This is a genomic window from Butyrivibrio sp. XPD2006, assembly GCF_000420865.1.
Classification (GTDB): domain Bacteria; phylum Bacillota; class Clostridia; order Lachnospirales; family Lachnospiraceae; genus Butyrivibrio.
In genome coordinates, this window is record NZ_ATVT01000006.1 from 1 (window position 1) to 18,074 (window position 18,074).

Consider the following 18,074-nt stretch of genomic DNA (forward strand, 5'->3'; position numbering starts at 1 on the left):
GATCCATGCTGGGCCTGCCCATGTCGGATGAATACTTATCTTCAACAAGGTCATATATAAATGACCAGTCAATGGCTTTATCGATAAGACGTAGCATGTGGTCCTGGGGAACCAGGTCATCCATGCTCACAAACTGCATCTGTTCGCGTTTTCTTTCGGTATTAGAAGTCATCATAAAGGCAATCCCCATTCCCAACTTTGATACTTCTATTATACCAGAAAAAGTGCCTCAATCCCAGATAAATACTGGGTTCATGACACTTTTACAAAGAAAAATCCACGGCGAATGCCGTGGACTTTGTCTACAGTCTGAAGCGAGGCCGAAAGGCCTCGCCTGTGGTATATCTTCCCAAATGAATTACAGTAGATGTGCTCTGAGCTCTTCAGGGCTCTGGCTTGAGAGATATGCGGGTGGAATGTCGAGCATTGTCTTGCATCCCTTAGCACCCTCTGCCTGGAGCTTAAATGCTGCTCTTGCAACTGCTACAAGAACGCTGGTTGTGAACTCAGGGTTTGAATCGAGCTTTAAGCTGTACTCGATGATGTGGTTGTGCTCCTTGTCGGCGCCGGTCTTGCCGCTTCTGAATACGAAGCCGCCGTGAGCCATTCCGCTGTGGTTCTTAAGAAGCTCTTCTTCACTGATGAAGTGTACTGTTGTGTCATAATCAGCAAAGTAGTTGGGCATTTCTTTGATCTCTTTTTCTACGGCTGCTGCATCTGCGCCTTCCTCAAGAACAACAAAACACTCTCTTGTATGCTTGTCTCTTGTTGTAAGCTCAGGGTTCTTGCCGCTTCTTACTGCCTCAAGAGCGCTCTCTACAGGAATAGTGTACTGCTTGGCATTCTTGACACCCTTTACTCTTCTGATGGCATCTGAGTGTCCCTGTGATACTCCCTTACCCCAGAATGTATAGTCGTTTCCGTCAGGAAGGATAGCGTTTGAATATACTCTTGCCAGAGAGAACATTCCGGGATCCCATCCGCATGAGATAACAGCTACCTTACCTGCCTCTTTGGCTGATGCATCAACATTCGCAAAGTGCTCAGGAATCCTTGCGTGAGTGTCAAAGCTGTCTACCACGTTAAAGAGCTTTGCATACTCAGGAGTCTGAACAGGAAGGTCAGTTGCGCTTCCGCCGCACAGGATCATAACGTCAATCTTGTCCTTCCAATCAGCAGCTTCGCTTACTGAAACAACAGGAACACCGGCAGTTCTGATCTGTAGAGAAGCCGGATCTCTTCTTGTGAAAACAGCTGCAAGTTCCATGTCAGGAGCTGCTGCAACTGCAAGTTCTACGCCTTTTCCAAGGTTACCGTAACCAAGGATACCGATTCTGATACTCATTAAATTTCCTCCTCCAAACTAATAAATCTCGTGCAATTAAAGTGTATTATACATCAAAAAATGTTATACTAAAAGAAAAAAGGGGGTTTTTGGGTATGCTAAGTGAGTACACCAAGATACCAGCATCAATGAATTCGAATGTGGCCCTCAAAATAATTCCCGGCCACTATGCTACCACCCACTCTCACATAACCAATTATATGGAGATTGGTACCATGAAGACACGTTGCAGCGAAGCTCATGGTGTAGCAACAATTCTTGCCATGCATTATACGATCTCTACACCGGTAGACACGATTGTATGTGCTGACGGAACTGAAGTTATCGGAACTTATCTCGCAGAAGAACTCACAAGAGCCGGAGTTCTCAACTACAATGCACACAGAACAGTCTATGTCATTGCACCTGAGTACACAGCAAACGGACAGATCATCTTCCGTGATAATCTCCAGCTTGCTATCAGAGGTAAACATGTACTGCTTCTTATGGGCTCACTTACAACCGGAAGAACCTTAGAGCATCTTATGGAGGGCGTACGCTATTACGGAGCCAATGTATCCGGTGCCTGCGCAATCTTCAGTGCTGTCAAGGAAGTTGATGGAGTACTTGTAAATGCCGTATTCCACCCTGAGGAAATACCTAACTACCAGTCATATTCACCGGCTGAATGTCCTCTTTGCAAAGATGGCGTTCCGATCGATGCACTGGTAAACAGTTTTGGCTACAGCGAGCTAAAATAAACAGCGTATCAGACGGGGTTGGCACTGGAAGCATCAGCGCCAACCCTTTTTATATATGGAGGATGAAATGGGAAAAAAGTCTATTAAAGAGGACAAGAACATTTACTTTGTTGCCAGGGAGGAAGCAGGCCTTACCAGAGCACAGGCCAGTGAGCTCATCGGAACCATCAGTGAGAGCCGCCTTGAGAAGCTTGAAACAGGCAAGACAGCCATCGTTCCCGAAGACGTTGTTGATATGGCTCTTGCTTACAAAAAGCCCGAGCTCTGCAACTATTACTGCACGCATGAATGTCGCATAGGAAAAGACTCTGTTCCGGAAGTTAAAAATGCCAGCCTCTCAGAAATAGTTCTGGGTATGCTCGCTGCCCTTAACTCTCTTGACGACCAGAAAAACCGCCTCATCGACATCACTGCAGACGGTGTCATCTCAGATGATGAGCTTCCCGACTTTGTAAAAATCGAGAAGCAGCTGGACCTTATCGATTCCACAGTAGAGTCCCTTAAAATCTGGGTTGCAAGCACCATCGCCGACGGTAAGATTGACAAGAGCAAGCTGCAGAATCTGAGAAAACAGTAAAAGTATTAAAAAGTTTATTTTTTGTTTATGAACTCCTGCATTTTATGTGCCATGCTCAATATAGCACTAATTTGTTATGGAGATTTCGTAAATGTCATCTGGCGATCAAAACCACCCTGATACCCGTTTGATCGCGGAATACGTGATCAAAAATATCGACGCTGCCCTTGAAAACGACTGGATAAAGGTATATTATCAGCCGGTTATTCGCACGCTCACAGGGCAGCTTTGTGGTGCAGAATCCCTTGCCAGATGGATTGATCCAAAAGTCGGATTTCTTTCCCCAGACAAGTTCATAGGTGCTCTCGAAGCCAGCCGCCAGATACACAAGCTGGACTGCTGGATTGTTGAAAAGGTATGCTCAGACATCTCAGAACGTATAAAAAAAGGTCTCATTGCCGTTCCTGTATCGGTTAATTTTTCGCGTCTTGACTTTGAAGCTACGGATATGCTTAAGCTCGTAGAAGGCGCTGTCGAGAAATATGACATTCCCAGGGACTATATCCACATTGAAATAACCGAGAGCATGATCGTATCAGATGCCGATCTGATGTCCAAAGTGATCGAAAGCTTCAGAAATGCAGGCTACGAAGTATGGATGGACGACTTTGGAAGCGGCTATTCTTCGCTTACCCTTCTTAAAGATTACATTTTTGATACTCTTAAAATGGATATGAATTTCCTCAGTTCTTTTACTGAGAAATCCAAATCCATCATGACGTCTGCAATAAACATGGCAAAAGATATCAATATCATGACCCTGGCAGAGGGTGTTGAAACAGCCGAACAGATTGAATTCTTAAAGTCCATTGGATGCGGAAAGCTTCAGGGTTACTTCTATGGGCAGCCTATGCCTATAGATGAATTCTTTGACCATATTTCGGAATTCGGTATCACAATTGAAGAGAGACAATGGCGCAACTACTACCAGGTAGCAAGTTTTGCCGCAAGGTATACGGATGAGCCTCTTGAAATAATTGAAGACGATGGAACGAACTTCAGGACTCTTTTCATGAATGATGAGTATAAGCGTCAAATTCAGCTAAAGACCTCTATCCCGCTTGAACAGCTTGACAAGCTCATCTACCAGACAAAATCTCCACTGCTCAAGAAATACCGTGAGTTTGCAAACACAATAGAATCTACCAAGAATCTGGAGACCTTCTACTATACATACAACGGAAACATTTTGTCACTTCAGGCAAAAGAGATTGCGGAACATAACGGAAAGCATATCATCAGGGCATCTAACCGCAATATTTCCATGGATACCAACCTTAAAAAGCAAAATAATGTTACCAACAAGCTCAAAGAGCTTAATCATATTTTTGAGTCTGTTTTGATAGTCAATGCCGAAAAAAACACTATTACTCCACTTCTTGGGGATTTTGCCTACTCCGGCAGGGTTGTAAAAGGCTCAAATAATCTGTCAGATCACATTAAAACAATGGCTGATGATTTTCTTGCAATAACAGACAGAGCTAAATTCCTGGAATTTGCCGACTTTAAAACTGTAGGCGAGAAAATTGACAGATCCCAGAAAGGCTATATTGAAAATATTTTCAGGATCAAGCAACCTGACGGAAATTACAAATGGCGTGAAATAGCCATAATGCTTGTTCCGGGCACTCACGGAAAAGAATACATGATAAGCACCAAAGCCACTGCCGATGATGCGCAGAAATTCCTTTCCAGCAACAATAGTGCTTTCAACATAACGGATTATGGAAGCCAAAACATGGATCCTTCACTCTTTACCAAGATGTGGGAAAACATCTTAGCTAATGCTTCCATCAAATTCTTCTGGAAAGATAAAGACCGCAGATTCTTAGGCGCCAGTCAGGCTTTTCTGGACTACTATGAACTTACCATCGAAGAACTGCAGGGAAAGACTGACGAGGACATGAAATGGCACATTAATGATGCAAATTATCAGGACGATGAGTTTGATGTCATTACAAAAGGTTCCTATGTAAAAAACTCCCCGGGACAATGCATTATAAACGGCGTTGTCCACAATATTATGGCCAATAAGAGTCCCATTTATGAGAATGGTCAGATAGTTGGGCTGATGGGATATTTCATAGATGTTGATCATGAACTGGAGCGACTTGATAAGCTCTATCAGGAGCGGAATATTGATAGCGTGACCGGACTTATGAATCTCAATTCCCTGACTGATGTCTCAAAAAGCTATTCCCATAACTATCGGGAAAACGGCGTTGACTATGCCCTGCTGATACTCAGAAACGATACTCATCACCGCATACTCACCGACTTTGGTGAAGAATTTGGAAACAATCTGCTTAAAAAAATAGGGGAGACAATACTTGAAGTCACCGGCGGAAGCTGCGCCGTTGCGAAGTGCCTTGCTTCTGACTTTGCCATCCTGACAAATATAACAGGGCCCTCAGAACTTGATGATCTCAAAAACAGGCTCCTTAGTGAACTGGAAAAAATAAAAGAGCTCAGCGGCAACAGCATAACTCTTAATATCCGCATTGCCACAAAGCTCAGAAGTGATGAAGGCATAACTGATGAAAACATGTATTCAGCAGCCCTTCAGGAGTTTATGTAGTTATTTCAGATTAGCTTTTATATAATTCCACAGTTCCGTAGTCGGCTGAGGAAAATAATGGATGCCATCCTCGGGATTGGCATAAATACTTGTACTGTCACTGATGTAGGAGTAGAGATCAATGATCTTTACTCCTCTTTTATTGGCCCAGGCCACCAGCGAGTTATTATAATTTATCTGATTTGCATTAGGATAATACAGATAGTCTTTTCCATACAAAAGACATTCATCCACGGTAGGGCCAACCGTACATGCCACAATAGTCTTCCCTTTGGCAATAAGTCCGTCATAGTATGGACCATACTCACTGAAATCTCCGAAGTTATTACATCCCATCCAGGTCACCAGAGTATCAAAATTGTCCGTGCCATAGCCATCAATCCAAGTGACCATATTGTTATAATTTGCCGCATCCTGGCAGTAAACCGTCATACCGTCAATACTCTGCCCCAGTATCCTCTCTTCGGATGCCGAGAACATATCCACAGATCTTGAATCTCCAACGAAAAGGATCCTGCCGTATCCCACAGTCTGTGTTGTATCAGCCACCTGCTCTGCAGCTTTCTGCACGGGAGCTTCCTCCACCGGAAGATCAACCATTCCTCCGGTTACGGTTACAAAGCTTACAACCAATGCAATTATGATGGAATAGACTTTTTCCATAAACAGTAATCCCTTTCTCAGTACTCCATTATAGCCTTGAGCACATCCATCTGATCTCCGCAGTATCTGGTATATACAGAAGCCATTGCATTACGGAAGCGCAGCTTTTCCTCAGGAGATAGTTCAATAACGGTTATCCCGCTCTCTTCTGCCACCTCTCTGGAGCTCTTTTCTCTCTCTGCCCAAAGAGTCCTCTCATACAAAGCAGATTCTCTCGCGCATTCCTCCAGGATCTTCTGATCATCCTCTGAGAGCTTATCCCAGACAGCCTTGGAGCAGATCTGAAGCTCGGGTACTCTGGTGTGCTCATCTATCGTATAGTACCTGGCAACTATATAGTGTCTCATGGCCTCGTATGAAGGCCAGTTATTCTCAGCGCCATCCACTATTCCCTGCTCAATCGCTGAATATACTTCGGAATATACGATCTTGGAAGGATTTGCTCCAAGAGCCGATACCATGTCAGCCATCATGTCGGATTCCTGAACTCTTATATTCATGCCTTTAATGTCCTCAAGACATGTGATAGGGCTTGTGCTGTAAAAGTTTCTCGCACCGGCATCATACCAGGACAGTCCCACCAGATCATGTTCACGGGTCTTTAAAAGAAATTCATCCCCAATCTCACCGTCAAGAACCCTCCACATATGTTCAGGTCCGCTGTACAAATAAGGCATCTGAAGAACATTCATCTCGGGGATATACTCAGCCAGCTGAGACAGAGATATTCTGGCAAACGCAATGCCTCCGTACTGCATCTGCTGTATAACCTGCATCTCACTGCCAAGCTCTGCATCAGGTTTAACCAGGATCTTGATCCTTCCATCCGTTCTCTCAAAGACCAGGTCTGCAAACCTGTTAGCTCCCTGAGTTGTGGGGTAATCTGCAATCTGGTTCTCCGCGTAGAGAAAGACATATTCAGGAGCTTCCTCTTTAGCTCTTTTGTCCCTGATAAGATGAATGCCGTAAGGTACAAGAACAAGCAGCAACAAGGCAGCTACGGCTATGCAAATGTATCGCCTTATTTTATTCATATCCCTGTAACCCCGCTTCTGTACTCACTCGGCGTCTTGCCAACCATGCGCTTAAAGACTCTTGTGAAGTAGTTCGCATCTCTGTAACCTGCCAGGGCACTGATGTCCTTGATATTGATCGCAGGATTTGCCAAAAGCTCTTTTGCCTTATTCATCCTGAACTCGTTGAGGAAGGTAATAAAGTTCTTCCCAAAGTTCTGCTTGAAAAGCTTGCAGAAGTAAACGTCCGAATACCCGAAGACTCCTGCCACATCCAAAAGTGCGATGTCCTCTTTATAGTGATTTTCAATGTATTCCTGAACCTGTCCCACAAAGACATTTGGCGGAGCATCACTCTCATCCTGATTGGGCGCCTGCGTAAATGAACTCTCTCGCTCATTACCGGTCCCGGCGCCGCTCCTGTCACAGATATGGAAGGCCTCCTCCAGCACATTTACCAGATCCTCGTCAGAACCGGGCTTAAGCAGGTAATCAAGAGCCCTTATTTCGATAGCTCTTTTGGCATAATTAAACTCGTCAAAGGCAGTCAGAAAAACAACGCTGCTGTCGGGATTAAATTTCTTGATCTCAGCTGCTGCGTCAAGACCGTTCATGCCGGGCATCTCGATATCAAGAATCGCAATCTGGCAGTCTTTTTCCTTGAAGATATCAACCGCCTGTATGCCGTTTTCTGCCAAAAAAACTTCAGCCTGATCCGGGAAGAAATTCTTTATTTTCTTGTCTATGACCAGCCTTTCAATAGGCTCGTCGTCTGCAACCAGTATTCTGTACATTGCTGCTCCTTTAGTCATCGATTCTGTGAAGTGGAAGTGCCATCATGATTGTTGTTCCCTCGCCGAGAACACTGTCTATCTCAAGTCTTCCGCCCTCGTACATACCCTTTATGCGTCTGTTGATATTTCCAAGTCCGATGCCGACAATGTCTTCATCAAGAGGTGTATCCTCACCACCTTCAAGCTTTGCCCTGATCCTGCCAAGAGTCTCTTCATCCATTCCCGCTCCTGTATCAGCCACATCGATAAGAAGCTTATCTTCCTGCTGCCGAACGCGGATAGTAACCTTACCGCCCTCGACTCTCGGCGAAATACCATGAATTATGGCATTCTCCAAAAGCGGCTGGAAAGTGAATGTCGGAACAATTATCTTGTTCTCATCCACGTCACACTCAACTTCAAACTGAACTCTGTCGCCGAATCTCATCTTCTGAAGGTACATGTAGTCCCTGGAGATCTTCAGCTCCTGGGCCAGGATAGACTCTTTTGCCTGAGTCTTAAGATTATATCTGAACAGTGAACTCAGGGCTTCTATCATCTGCTCGGTGGTCTGCGCGCCCTCAAGATTGGCTGTTCCCGCGATGACATTTAAAGTGTTGAAAAGAAAATGCGGATTGATCTGACTCTTAAGAAGCTCTAAGTTCATGGTCTCCATCTGCTTCTCAATCTCAAGATTCTCAAGCTCCTGAACATGGAGCTGATCCAGCGCTTCCCTCTTTTCCTCCATAGCTTTGATGTACTCGCCCGTGGCAAACTTCATCTTGTTGAAGGCTGAGACCATCTGTCCAAGCTCATCCTTGTTGTCCACCACAACATCGTCTATAAAAAAGTCATTGTTGGCAATTCTCCTGGATGCGGTAGCAAGCTTTAAAACCGGCGCTGTAACGCTGCTGTTGAGCATCTGCGAGATCTGGATTATCGCGAAGAATAAAACCGCACTGAGACCCGCCGTTATAAAGGGAACTCTGGTGATCACAGGAAGCATTGTTCTGTAGCTTTCATTGCCCTCCTGCATTGTAAAGTCCACAAATCTCTGGGCATAAGACGATAGATATTTCTGCATGTTGTAAACATCATAGAGTTTGTCTACATATATATTCTCGGACTGATAGTCCGTTATGACCTGATTTCGCTTGCTGCAGTAAACCTCATAGGCGCTCCGAAGAGACTGAAGTACTGCAAACCTTGTATCCCCAAGATGGGTATAGTCGAGCGGAACTGCATTGATAGCAGCCTCGGTGTCCCTGACACTCTTTTCCCAGGCTTCCTGATCTGTGGAGCCGGTACCGCGGATATACTCGTCAAAGGCGTCTGTCTCACGCTTTATGGCATTGACGATCTCTCCGCCCTTCGAGTTGTCTTCCATGATGTCGTTGAAGTCCTTGGTAAAGAGTTTAACGACCCATGCGTCGAAAAGCACCGCCAGAGCCAGTGCCACAAACACGCTGATGGTGAAGACCCTTATTTTGTTTTTAATCGTGAGAGTTTCCCAGAAATTTCGTATTTTGTCCATAATCAAAAAATAAGAGACCGCGTTATAGTTATATCAATAATTATAGCGCTGCCTCTTTTAAATTACTAATTAAAACTAGCCTCTGATCTTCTTACAGATATATTGATAAAACTCCTCCTTTTGATCACCCAGGACTCTGTTGGTGAGCATGTATCCGTGGCTGTCATCTGACATTACCACGATCATATTGTTTCTCCTGATAGCGTTCTTTATTCTGTTCCAACGCAGAAGCTCGCTCTCATCCCCGACGAAGACGCGAACGCCGCCTTCATTAAAGAGAAGCTCCATATCCCTTGGCAGATTCTCCAGCTGCTTGACGCTGTTGCCGTAGATTGCAAGGGGCTGGATGATGGGAAAAAGAATGCATCCCAGCACCATAAGTACTCTGAATAGATCAGATGTCTCGGCCCAAAAACGTATTGTGAGAAGGATCATTGCTATTGTGAAGATAACGTTGACCAGTCCAACAAGTGACTTGTATGTCCTGGTCATTGCCATCTTCCAAAGATCCAAGGCCTTAACATCGCATTTAAATCTGTATTCCATAAAAAGACCTTTCGGAAACCTTTATTTGCTCAGTAAATTCGGGAGGAACATACTGATCTCAGGTATGAATGTAAGCAGCATAAGAACAACGATCATGCACAGATAGAATGGCAGTGTTGCCTTAACTACTTTCTCCATCTTAACTTTTCCAACCGCAGAACCAATGAACAGTACCGCACCTACAGGAGGTGTTAAAAGTCCGATACCACAGTTAAGTATGATCATTATACCAAACTGGATAGGGTTGATGCCAATTGATGTTGCGATAGGAAGAAGGATAGGTGTTGCAATCAGGATGATTGGCGCCATATCCATGATACAACCAAGTACAAGAAGGATCAGGTTCAAAAGAAGTGCGATAAGAACCGGGTTTCTTGTAAGGCCGATGATTGCGTTGGCAGCAAGATCCGGCACGTGCAGTGTTGTCAGGCAATATCCGAAGATACTGGAAGTTGAGATGAGGATCATGACGATTGAAAGTGTGTCTATGCACTGTTCAAGGGTCTTCCAAACGCCTTTCCAATCCAGTCCCTTATAGATAAATACACTGACAATAAGGCTGTAGATAACAGCAATAGCTGCTGACTCGGTAGCTGTAAACACACCGCCTACAACGCCCACTACAACGATAATGATAGCCGCCAGAGCCCAGAAGGAAATACTGAGCTGTTTAGCAAACTTCTTAATACTGAATGCATCTCCCTTGGGATAGTGACGTCTCTTTGAAATAATGTAAGAGCCGATCATAAGAGATGCTGCAAGGAGTGCTCCCGGGAGATATCCTGCAAGGAACAGACTTCCTACAGAAACGCCGCCGGCACTCATGGCATAGATAACCATGTTGTGGCTGGGCGGAACAAGCAGTCCCTCACAGGATGAGGTAATTGTAACCGCCGTTGAAAAATCATCATCATATCCCTGTTCAACCATCATAGGAATAAGGATACTTCCGAGAGAAGCAGTATCTGCAGCAGCAGATCCTGAAATTCCTCCGAAGAAATATGAAGCAACGATGTTAACCATCGCCATTCCACCTGTCATCCATCCTACACAGGAGTCAGCAAGGTCAATCAGCTTCTCGGATATACCACCGCTGCCCATCAGGCAACCCATTGTGATAAAGAAAGGTACAGCCATAAGACTGAATGAGCTGATGCCCTTAACCATCTGCTGACATACTGTTGTAAGGGGAAGTCCCTGGTACAAAAGGCAGAAGATAGATGAAAGTGCTACCGCATAAGCGATATGAAATCTTAGAAAGATCATTACGATAAAGCTGACCAGCAATATCGCAATGGCAGTTGAATTCACAGCCATCACTTATCCTCCCCCTTTATAAAAAATCCTTTTATATGGTTGTAAAGAGCTTCCAGCTCGAAGATGATCATAGCAAATCCCGCAATAGGAATAGGGAAATACATCCAGAACTTTGAAAGCTTCGGCAGTGATATATAGGATGCCTTGGCACCCAGTGTAGTTGCATACTGCCAACCAACAATAAGCATTACAAATGCCAGAACCATAATAAAGGCATCTGCAAGCAGATCTAATATTTTAATAAGCGTTTTGGGGAGATAAACATCAAGCGCGGTCATGCGAATGTGGGCTCCGCGTCTGATTGCCAGGGCCGCTGACAGAACTGCCATGTAAGACATAAGTGTGAGGACGATCTCCTCACTCCATGCAGGGTCCGGAACAAAAGACACGTATCTTCCAAGGACGCTCATGCTGGTGATCAGAATATCCGCCACCAGCAAGAGCTTACATATGAAAAGTACCACCTTATAAGCAACATCGTATATAGGCTTGATCTTATCTACCGCAGCAAAGAATTGTTTCATATAGCCTCTTTTCTGTGGTTTAAAATTCGAAAGTAAATTACTTCATGTCTACGATCTGCTGATAGTAATCCTCGAGACCCTTGATGTTCTCTTCGATTACAGGCTTAACTGCTTCCTGCCAAGGTGTGATGTCATCAACTTCGATGATGTGAACACCGTCAGCCTTGAGCTCTTCGAGAACCTCGTTCTCCTTCTCTTCTGAGATTGAACGGTTGTACTCTGAAGCTGCCTTGCCGGCATCTACAAGAACCTGCTGCTGCTCAGCAGAGAGCTTGTTCCATGCTTCGTCTGTGATAACTACCTGGATAGCACCAAGTGTGTGTCCGTCAAGGATCATGTAAGGTGCAACCTCAGGGAATGCATTTGACTTGTAGTTTGCGATAGGCTGCTCAGCACCATCAACAACACCGGTCTGAAGAGCTGAATAAAGCTCACCGAATGCTACAACTGTAGGAGATGCTCCAAGGCCTTCAACAAGACCATTCATGATAGGGTCGTTAGAAACACGGATCTTCTTGCCCTTGAATGAGTTGATGTCTGAAATCTCATAAGATGTGAAGAAATGACGGAAACCTTCCTCACCGTAGAAGAGACCTCTTACACCTGAACCGTTCTCTGAAGACTCTCTGAGGAATTCCTGTGCAAGATCTGATGTTGCGAAATTCCAGAAGTGATCACGGCTTGTGAAGATGTATGGAAGTGAAAGAAGCATTGACTTCTGTCCGCCGTAACTTGTAAGAGCGAAAGCTGAAATACGGGACATATCGATTGTTCCGCCGCCGCCAAGCATTGAATCAAGCACGTCGTTCTCTGATCCAAGAACACCACTAGCCTGAAGGTCGATCTGGATAGATCCGTTTGATCTTGCCTCAACCTCTTCCTTGAACTTCTGGTCTGTCATACCAACGATTGTGTCAAGAGGGTTAACCTCTGCCATAACCAGTGTGATCGCATCAGCTGCAGGCTCTGCAGGTGCTTCTGCTGCGGGTGCCTCTGTTGTTGCCTCTGCTGCAGGTGCTGCTTCTGTTGCAGCGGGTGCTTCTGTCTGTGCAGGTGCTTCAGGAGCCTGAACGCCGCAGGCTGCAAGTGAAAGAACCATAGCTGCTGTCATGATTACTGAAATAACTCTTCTTTTCATTACAAAACCTCCCTTTTCTCAAAAAAATAATGACATTATCCTGTCTTGATAATGTCATTATAAGTTAGGTTTTATTTACAAAAAATCGGACATTCTTAGCATTGACTAGCACATTCTTAACAAAAATTTTATGCTTTCTTAATTAATATATTATAGGTCTGTCCTTTTTTGCCTGCTTGCCAATGAGGATATAACTGATGACAAACATGATGATTATGAACACAATGAAGGACCAGTCATCACCCTCTACATCCATGGTTGCAATGTAATCATATGCTCCGTGCAAAAGAGCCGGTACCAGTATTGCCATGCATCTGAAGAACGATGCTCCTGAAGTATTTCTTCTGTAATCACAGCGCTTGGCTATGCCATAGAAAACACCCATGAACACGCCAAAGCACGCATGTCCCGGAATCGCTGTGACAGCTCTTATCAGCGCCGTACCGAAGCCATAGCTGATCACATAAGTGATGTTTTCAAAAAGTGCAAAGCTAAGAGATGTTATCACTGCATATACAACTCCGTCATACTGGCAGTTGAACTCAGGATTCTTCCAGGTCTTTCTGTACATGAAAAGATATTTGGAAGTCTCCTCGGCAAAGGCCACAATAACAAAGAACATGATGATGTTATAAAGCGATGATTCCACCGGCACAAAAAAGCCAAGTATCAGTGAAAGTACCGTTTCCTCTACCAGAGCAAGAAGCACCGAAAACAGTCCGGCCCAAATAAGCTTTTTGATAAGATACGGACTCTCCTTCTCAAGTCTGTCAGAACGATAAACTTTGATCATAAGAAACACTGCAGGTATAGCTGCAGCTGCAACAAGCATCCCGCTGTACATAACGGCAGGCTGCATCAAAAAGAACAACATATCCGGTTAAATCTCCTTAAATATTTTTTTGATCAGAATGTAACAGTCTCAGGTGCTTTTGTAAATGAGCTGAATGTAGCTGTAGCGTTCTTGAAGTAGAATACTTCTGTGTTTCCGTCATCAGCTTTGTACATTCCCTGAAGTGACGGATAAGCATCCAGCATGGACTGTCTTGCTTCTACTCTGTCATCCTCAACAAGCTCTCCGGCTACTCTGAGCCACTCTCCGTTGTGGAAAGCACAGATCTCAACCTTGGGATTGGCATGGATCTGTTTGGAAACGTCTTTTACCTTACCTGTCTGAATGTAAAGCTTGCCTTCAAAAATATGTGCTGTTCCAAAAGGCCTTACTCTTGGCTGATCTCCGTCAACTGTTGCAAGGTAATATGTGTTTGCTTCTTTCAAAAAATCTACTACTCTCTGCATAATCTTTCTCTCCTTTTTTTAAATTTGTTTTACATCTGTGTAGGAAGAGTTTCCGCTCTGTTAGCAATATTCTGCTTGAAATTGATAACTTCGTGGTCGTACTCCTCATCCATAAACCTGGAATTGATGAGGAAATCCGCTGTTGCCTTGTTGTTGGCAAAAGGAATGTCATAGACCTGTGCAATTCTCATAAGCGCCTTTACATCAGGGTCATGAGGAGCTGCTGTAAGCGGGTCTGAAAAAAATATTACAAAGTCAATCTTGCCCTCAACTATCTTGGCACCGATCTGCTGATCTCCTCCGAGAGGGCCTGAATTGTAGCCTCTTACCGGAAGATCTGTCGCGTCGGTTATCATGCGGGCTGTGGTACCTGTTCCGCAGAGAAAATGTCTTTTTAATATTTCTGAATTGTCCTTGCACCACTGAATAAGCTCTGCTTTCTTGCCATCGTGGGCGATAAGAGCAATGTTCTTCTGCTTGCCGATTGTAAGTGTTACTGTTTCGTTCATAATAAATCTCCTTTGTGGCTAGAAGCCGATTGTATCTTCCTCTATATTACCCCAGTAATCGGTTTTCTGCACGTCTCCCTCGCCCTCCATATCAAGGACCAGTCTGAACTGGGTTTCATAGAGTTCTTTGTATATCCCGTTAAGAGCAAGAAGTGATTCGTGAGATCCCTGCTCGGCGATGACGCCATCCTTGACTACCAGTATGGCATCTGCCTTTAGAATAGTCGAGAGTCTGTGGGCGATCACTATGCTGGTCCTGCCCTGCATCAGGAGCTCCAAAGCATCCTGTATTGCGTTCTCGGAAATTGAATCAAGGGCACTGGTGGCCTCATCTAGAATAAGTATCTTGGGGTCTTTCAGGATTACCCTCGCAATTGAGAGCCTCTGTTTCTCACCGCCCGAGAGTTTTAGTCCGCGGTTGCCCACCATGGTGTTGTAGCCTTCTGGCTGGGATGCGATAAAGTCATGGATATTGGCGTTTTTGCAGGCCTCGATCAGTTCTTCGTCGGTGGCATCTTCCTTGGCATACAGGAGGTTCTCTTTTATTGTTCCGTTGAAAAGATATGTCTCCTGAGTCACCACTCCGATATTCTCTCTAAGGTATGAGAGATCAAAGTCGCGGACATCAACGCCGCCTATCTTAACGGATCCCCCAAGCACATCATATAGCCTCGGGATCAGGTTTACAACGGTGGATTTACCGGAGCCTGACGGACCAACGATGGCATACATCTTGCCTCCCGGCACCGTGAAGTTAATATCCTTAAGGATCGGAACCTCCGGATCATAGGAGAATTTCACGTGGCTGTACTCAATATCTTTGCAGCGGACATCAGGTCTTTTGCCGTTTTCAGGTGAAACAATATTGCTCTTCATATCGAAGTAGGCAAATATCCTGGTAAAGAGCGCAAGGCTTCTTGTGAAGTCAACCTGAAGATTTAAAAGCTCCTGAACCGGGCGATAGAGTCTGTTTATCAGGGCAACCATGGCCGTGATCATGCCGACTGTAAGGCTCTCATCCATTTTGGATATGATAAGGTAGCCGCCGGCAAAGTACATAAGAAGCGGTCCTACCTGAGTGAACATCCCCATCACGACTCTGAACCAGCTTCCGCTTCGCTGCTCTTTCAGGTTTAACGCCGTGAGCTCTTCATTTGTCTTTTTAAACTTCTCAAACTCCCGCTCTTCTCTGGTAAAGAGCTTGACCAGCATGGAACCGCTGACGCTCAGTGTCTCATTTATCAGCTGATTCATCTCATCGTTCTTGGCCTGAGAATCTGTGCGGATCTTCCACTGGTTCTTACCTACTCTCTTGGTTGGAAGTATCAGAAGCGGAATGATGATAACTCCAACAATAGCCAGCTTCCAGCTCATGGCAAAGAGCGCAACCAGTGTAGTTATCAGCGTCGCTGCGTTTGAAACAACACTTGAGAGTGTTCCGGAAATCACGCTGCTGACTCCGCTTATATCAGTATTCATGCGGGTTATGATATCACCCTGTTTCTCTGTGGTAAAAAAAGAATGTGGCATGTACTGCAGATGATGATACATCTCGTTCTTCATGTCATAGATGATGCGCTGTGCGATCCATGCGTTTATGTAACGCTCCAGCACCCCTACGATCTGCGAGGCTGCAAGAGTTGCAAACGCCATGAATAGAAGGCGGATGAGCAACGCCATATCTTTGTTTATAAGGGCCTCATCCACAATCTTACCTGTGATGATTGACGGCAAAAGACCTACCACAGCGCTGATAAGTATCGCCACAAAGACAAACATAAACTGAAGCCAGTATGGCTTCATATATGAAAGAATCCTCAGCAGGAGCTTTTTGTCCACCTGCGGAAGATTCTTTTTTTCTTCATCAGTTAAAAAACCTCTCGGTCCCAATCCCCCATGAAAACCCGGTCCCGGCATTTTTCTCCTCCTGCTTGCTGTTAAAATCTGATAGAAAGTACCTCTTCAACTATATTCATTACTTCCGAAACAAGCTCTATACTTCTGTTAACATCCGGGCACTCCAGAGAGTGATTGGCATCCGGATACAAAAAGCAGTCAAACCCCAATTTATCCTTGGCCTTCTCAACAACCCTATTGTCACACCAGGGATCGGAAAGGCCGTGAAAGACAACGCTCCTATCCCCATCCAGATAATCAAAAGTCATCGGCACCGGAGTAAATACCAGATGATCGGCTCCTATTCCCAACTGCTTGTCCACCCTGGCTGCAATGGCTGTTCCGATGCTCTTGCCCACAAACAGCACTTTGGAATACTGCTCAAAATCGGTGTTCGTAAGCTGCTCAAGTGTCTGCTCCGTAAAAAGATCTATAGCCTGCGCCATCTTCTTTTCGTCGTTTTTGATCTCCGGAATTGACCAGTTCATCTTATACTGTACTTCAGTTATCTCATATCCGCTTTGAAGCGCAAGCTTTTTGGAATAGTAAAGAAGCGGCTTGTCCGAATGATAACCAAGCCCCGGGAAAATAACACAGAGCTTGGATGACTCTTTTTGCTCTTCCAGTAGATTATAAATTCCGTCCTCGGAAAGTACTCCCCTCTTTAAGTCGTCAGGAAGAAGTCCCTCTTCATCAAGGGCGAAATCTCTTTTCCAGACATGGCTCGTATAATAGGCATCAAGCGCAGTGATAAGGGCTTTCATCTGCTGCTGCGACTCTTTTTTGAGCTGCGGATTTTTCTCTGCCATCAGCTCTTTGGCCTTATCAAAAGCCATCTCCATGCGGGTGATACGCTCTACCGCTCCTGCTATATCCCTGCCGCCGTCTGCTGCTTCTTCATTGTTATCTCTCAGATTGTTATAGTTATCTTCCATCTCTTTTGCCTCAGTCAAAATACTGGATCTTGGTGACAACCTGTACCGGTTCCTTGACAAGACCGGCGAAAGTATCGGCATCATGAGGTTTACCAACCACGCTTCCATAGTGGGTCGGAATCGCAACCTCAGGTTTAATGGTGTTTATGAGATCTGCTGCCTTCTTGGCATCCATGGTGTAGGTACCGCCGATTGGCACAAGTGCGATGTCACACTTAACAATCTTGGATTCCTTAGTCAGTCCTGTGTCGCCAGCGATGTAAATGCGCTTACCGTCAACTGTCAGGATATAGCCCACCCATTCAGCTCTCCTCGGGTGGAAGGGCTTGATGTTGTTATATGCAGGAATTGCTTCCACACTAAGACCTTCGATATCAACCGCTGTACCCGGCCTTACTGCCGCAATCTCTTTTACCTTTCTCTCAATTTCCTTGGCATCGTCGATCATGCTCTCGGGAACCACTAAAATGGTATCATTTGTGGCGACCTTTAAAATGTCCTCAATGGAAAAATGGTCGTAATGCGAATGTGTGATAAAGATATAGTCAGCATCCCGGAATTCCTCTCTTATCTTAAAGGGATCGATATAAATAGTTGCAGAGTTTCCTTTTATCCTGATGCTGCTGTGTGTAAATACTTCAATTCTGTCTGTCATGCTCTCCTCCTATCTGTTTCCGGTTTCTTACT

General features: G+C 44.9%; 18 protein-coding genes and 1 pseudogene. 3 read left to right on the plus strand and 16 right to left on the minus strand.

Annotated features, from left to right (window positions below):
* Positions 1 to 175 (minus strand): annotated as a pseudogene (locus G590_RS21025) (IS5/IS1182 family transposase); the annotation flags it as partial.
* Positions 176 to 358: 183 nt separating this feature from the next.
* On the minus strand, positions 359 to 1,345 hold the full coding sequence (locus G590_RS0107975) for a diaminopimelate dehydrogenase (RefSeq protein WP_022765142.1): 987 nt from the start codon (positions 1,343 to 1,345) through the stop codon (positions 359 to 361).
* Between the two features lie 95 nt (positions 1,346 to 1,440).
* Here G590_RS0107975 and G590_RS0107980 point away from each other — a divergent pair, with 95 nt between their 5' ends.
* The 3 genes from G590_RS0107980 to G590_RS20520 all read left to right on the plus strand — a co-directional run bounded on the left by G590_RS0107980 (position 1,441) and on the right by G590_RS20520 (position 5,240).
* A complete protein-coding gene (locus tag G590_RS0107980; protein WP_022765143.1) occupies positions 1,441 to 2,085 on the plus strand; it encodes an orotate phosphoribosyltransferase in 645 nt (214 codons plus the stop codon).
* 67 nt (positions 2,086 to 2,152) lie between these two features.
* On the plus strand, positions 2,153 to 2,662 hold the full coding sequence (locus tag G590_RS0107985) for a helix-turn-helix domain-containing protein (protein ID WP_022765144.1): 510 nt from the start codon (positions 2,153 to 2,155) through the stop codon (positions 2,660 to 2,662).
* 91 nt (positions 2,663 to 2,753) lie between these two features.
* Entirely contained in the window at positions 2,754 to 5,240 is a 2,487-nt protein-coding gene (locus G590_RS20520) for an EAL domain-containing protein (RefSeq protein ID WP_022765145.1), read from the plus strand.
* Here the strand turns inward: G590_RS20520 and G590_RS0107995 are convergent, their stop codons facing one another.
* The 14 genes from G590_RS0107995 to G590_RS0108060 form a co-directional block, all read right to left on the minus strand.
* Positions 5,241 to 5,903, minus strand: coding sequence for a hypothetical protein (locus tag G590_RS0107995; RefSeq protein ID WP_022765146.1), 663 nt, complete (start codon positions 5,901 to 5,903; stop codon positions 5,241 to 5,243).
* A 17-nt stretch (positions 5,904 to 5,920) separates the two neighbouring features.
* Positions 5,921 to 6,928: a TRAP transporter substrate-binding protein gene (locus G590_RS0108000; protein ID WP_026494020.1), complete on the minus strand. Its 1,008-nt coding sequence runs from the start codon at positions 6,926 to 6,928 to the stop codon at positions 5,921 to 5,923.
* Positions 6,929 to 6,933: 5 nt separating this feature from the next.
* Positions 6,934 to 7,710: a response regulator transcription factor gene (locus G590_RS0108005; protein WP_022765148.1), complete on the minus strand. Its 777-nt coding sequence runs from the start codon at positions 7,708 to 7,710 to the stop codon at positions 6,934 to 6,936.
* Between the two features lie 10 nt (positions 7,711 to 7,720).
* On the minus strand, positions 7,721 to 9,223 hold the full coding sequence (locus tag G590_RS0108010) for a sensor histidine kinase (protein WP_022765149.1): 1,503 nt from the start codon (positions 9,221 to 9,223) through the stop codon (positions 7,721 to 7,723).
* 75 nt (positions 9,224 to 9,298) lie between these two features.
* On the minus strand, positions 9,299 to 9,769 hold the full coding sequence (locus tag G590_RS0108015; protein WP_022765150.1) for a YcxB family protein: 471 nt from the start codon (positions 9,767 to 9,769) through the stop codon (positions 9,299 to 9,301).
* Between the two features lie 21 nt (positions 9,770 to 9,790).
* Positions 9,791 to 11,086, minus strand: coding sequence for a TRAP transporter large permease (locus G590_RS0108020; RefSeq protein ID WP_022765151.1), 1,296 nt, complete (start codon positions 11,084 to 11,086; stop codon positions 9,791 to 9,793).
* On the minus strand, positions 11,086 to 11,610 hold the full coding sequence (locus G590_RS0108025; protein ID WP_022765152.1) for a TRAP transporter small permease: 525 nt from the start codon (positions 11,608 to 11,610) through the stop codon (positions 11,086 to 11,088). Before G590_RS0108025 ends, G590_RS0108020 begins: the two co-directional genes overlap by 1 nt.
* A 37-nt stretch (positions 11,611 to 11,647) precedes the next feature.
* Positions 11,648 to 12,748, minus strand: a complete 1,101-nt coding sequence (locus G590_RS0108030; RefSeq protein WP_022765153.1) for a TRAP transporter substrate-binding protein — start codon at positions 12,746 to 12,748, stop codon at positions 11,648 to 11,650.
* Between the two features lie 142 nt (positions 12,749 to 12,890).
* The gene (locus tag G590_RS0108035; protein WP_022765154.1) at positions 12,891 to 13,622 is read right to left on the minus strand and encodes a PrsW family intramembrane metalloprotease; all 732 of its coding nucleotides are present in this window, start codon (positions 13,620 to 13,622) and stop codon (positions 12,891 to 12,893) included.
* 32 nt (positions 13,623 to 13,654) lie between these two features.
* Positions 13,655 to 14,047 (minus strand): pyridoxamine 5'-phosphate oxidase family protein, encoded by a 393-nt coding sequence (locus G590_RS0108040; RefSeq protein WP_022765155.1) that lies wholly within the window; start codon positions 14,045 to 14,047, stop codon positions 13,655 to 13,657.
* Between the two features lie 29 nt (positions 14,048 to 14,076).
* Positions 14,077 to 14,556, minus strand: a complete 480-nt coding sequence (locus G590_RS0108045; protein ID WP_022765156.1) for a methylglyoxal synthase — start codon at positions 14,554 to 14,556, stop codon at positions 14,077 to 14,079.
* Between the two features lie 18 nt (positions 14,557 to 14,574).
* Positions 14,575 to 16,473, minus strand: coding sequence for an ABC transporter ATP-binding protein (locus G590_RS18815; RefSeq protein ID WP_022765157.1), 1,899 nt, complete (start codon positions 16,471 to 16,473; stop codon positions 14,575 to 14,577).
* Positions 16,474 to 16,493: 20 nt separating this feature from the next.
* Positions 16,494 to 17,387: a DUF4298 domain-containing protein gene (locus tag G590_RS0108055; protein ID WP_022765158.1), complete on the minus strand. Its 894-nt coding sequence runs from the start codon at positions 17,385 to 17,387 to the stop codon at positions 16,494 to 16,496.
* Between the two features lie 10 nt (positions 17,388 to 17,397).
* The gene (locus tag G590_RS0108060) at positions 17,398 to 18,042 is read right to left on the minus strand and encodes an MBL fold metallo-hydrolase (RefSeq protein WP_022765159.1); all 645 of its coding nucleotides are present in this window, start codon (positions 18,040 to 18,042) and stop codon (positions 17,398 to 17,400) included.
* Positions 18,043 to 18,074: the final 32 nt, after the last annotated feature.

Excerpts from the sequence above, each read along its gene's own strand:
- G590_RS0108060 (WP_022765159.1), bottom strand. The coding sequence starts at position 18,042 with ATGACAGACAGAATTGAAGTATTTACACACAGCAGCATCAGGATAAAA.
- G590_RS0108010 (WP_022765149.1), bottom strand. The coding sequence starts at position 9,223 with ATGGACAAAATACGAAATTTCTGGGAAACTCTCACGATTAAAAACAAA.
- G590_RS0108030 (WP_022765153.1), bottom strand. The coding sequence starts at position 12,748 with ATGAAAAGAAGAGTTATTTCAGTAATCATGACAGCAGCTATGGTTCTT.
- G590_RS0108020 (WP_022765151.1), bottom strand. The coding sequence starts at position 11,086 with ATGGCTGTGAATTCAACTGCCATTGCGATATTGCTGGTCAGCTTTATC.
- G590_RS0107995 (WP_022765146.1), bottom strand. The coding sequence starts at position 5,903 with ATGGAAAAAGTCTATTCCATCATAATTGCATTGGTTGTAAGCTTTGTA.
- G590_RS18815 (WP_022765157.1), bottom strand. The coding sequence starts at position 16,473 with ATGCCGGGACCGGGTTTTCATGGGGGATTGGGACCGAGAGGTTTTTTA.
- G590_RS0107985 (WP_022765144.1), top strand. The coding sequence starts at position 2,153 with ATGGGAAAAAAGTCTATTAAAGAGGACAAGAACATTTACTTTGTTGCC.
- G590_RS0108005 (WP_022765148.1), bottom strand. The coding sequence starts at position 7,710 with ATGTACAGAATACTGGTTGCAGACGACGAGCCTATTGAAAGGCTGGTC.
- G590_RS0108015 (WP_022765150.1), bottom strand. The coding sequence starts at position 9,769 with ATGGAATACAGATTTAAATGCGATGTTAAGGCCTTGGATCTTTGGAAG.
- G590_RS0108045 (WP_022765156.1), bottom strand. The coding sequence starts at position 14,556 with ATGAACGAAACAGTAACACTTACAATCGGCAAGCAGAAGAACATTGCT.
- G590_RS0108055 (WP_022765158.1), bottom strand. The coding sequence starts at position 17,387 with ATGGAAGATAACTATAACAATCTGAGAGATAACAATGAAGAAGCAGCA.
- G590_RS0108035 (WP_022765154.1), bottom strand. The coding sequence starts at position 13,622 with ATGTTGTTCTTTTTGATGCAGCCTGCCGTTATGTACAGCGGGATGCTT.
- G590_RS20520 (WP_022765145.1), top strand. The coding sequence starts at position 2,754 with ATGTCATCTGGCGATCAAAACCACCCTGATACCCGTTTGATCGCGGAA.
- G590_RS0108025 (WP_022765152.1), bottom strand. The coding sequence starts at position 11,610 with ATGAAACAATTCTTTGCTGCGGTAGATAAGATCAAGCCTATATACGAT.
- G590_RS0108040 (WP_022765155.1), bottom strand. The coding sequence starts at position 14,047 with ATGCAGAGAGTAGTAGATTTTTTGAAAGAAGCAAACACATATTACCTT.
- G590_RS0107975 (WP_022765142.1), bottom strand. The coding sequence starts at position 1,345 with ATGAGTATCAGAATCGGTATCCTTGGTTACGGTAACCTTGGAAAAGGC.
- G590_RS0107980 (WP_022765143.1), top strand. The coding sequence starts at position 1,441 with ATGCTAAGTGAGTACACCAAGATACCAGCATCAATGAATTCGAATGTG.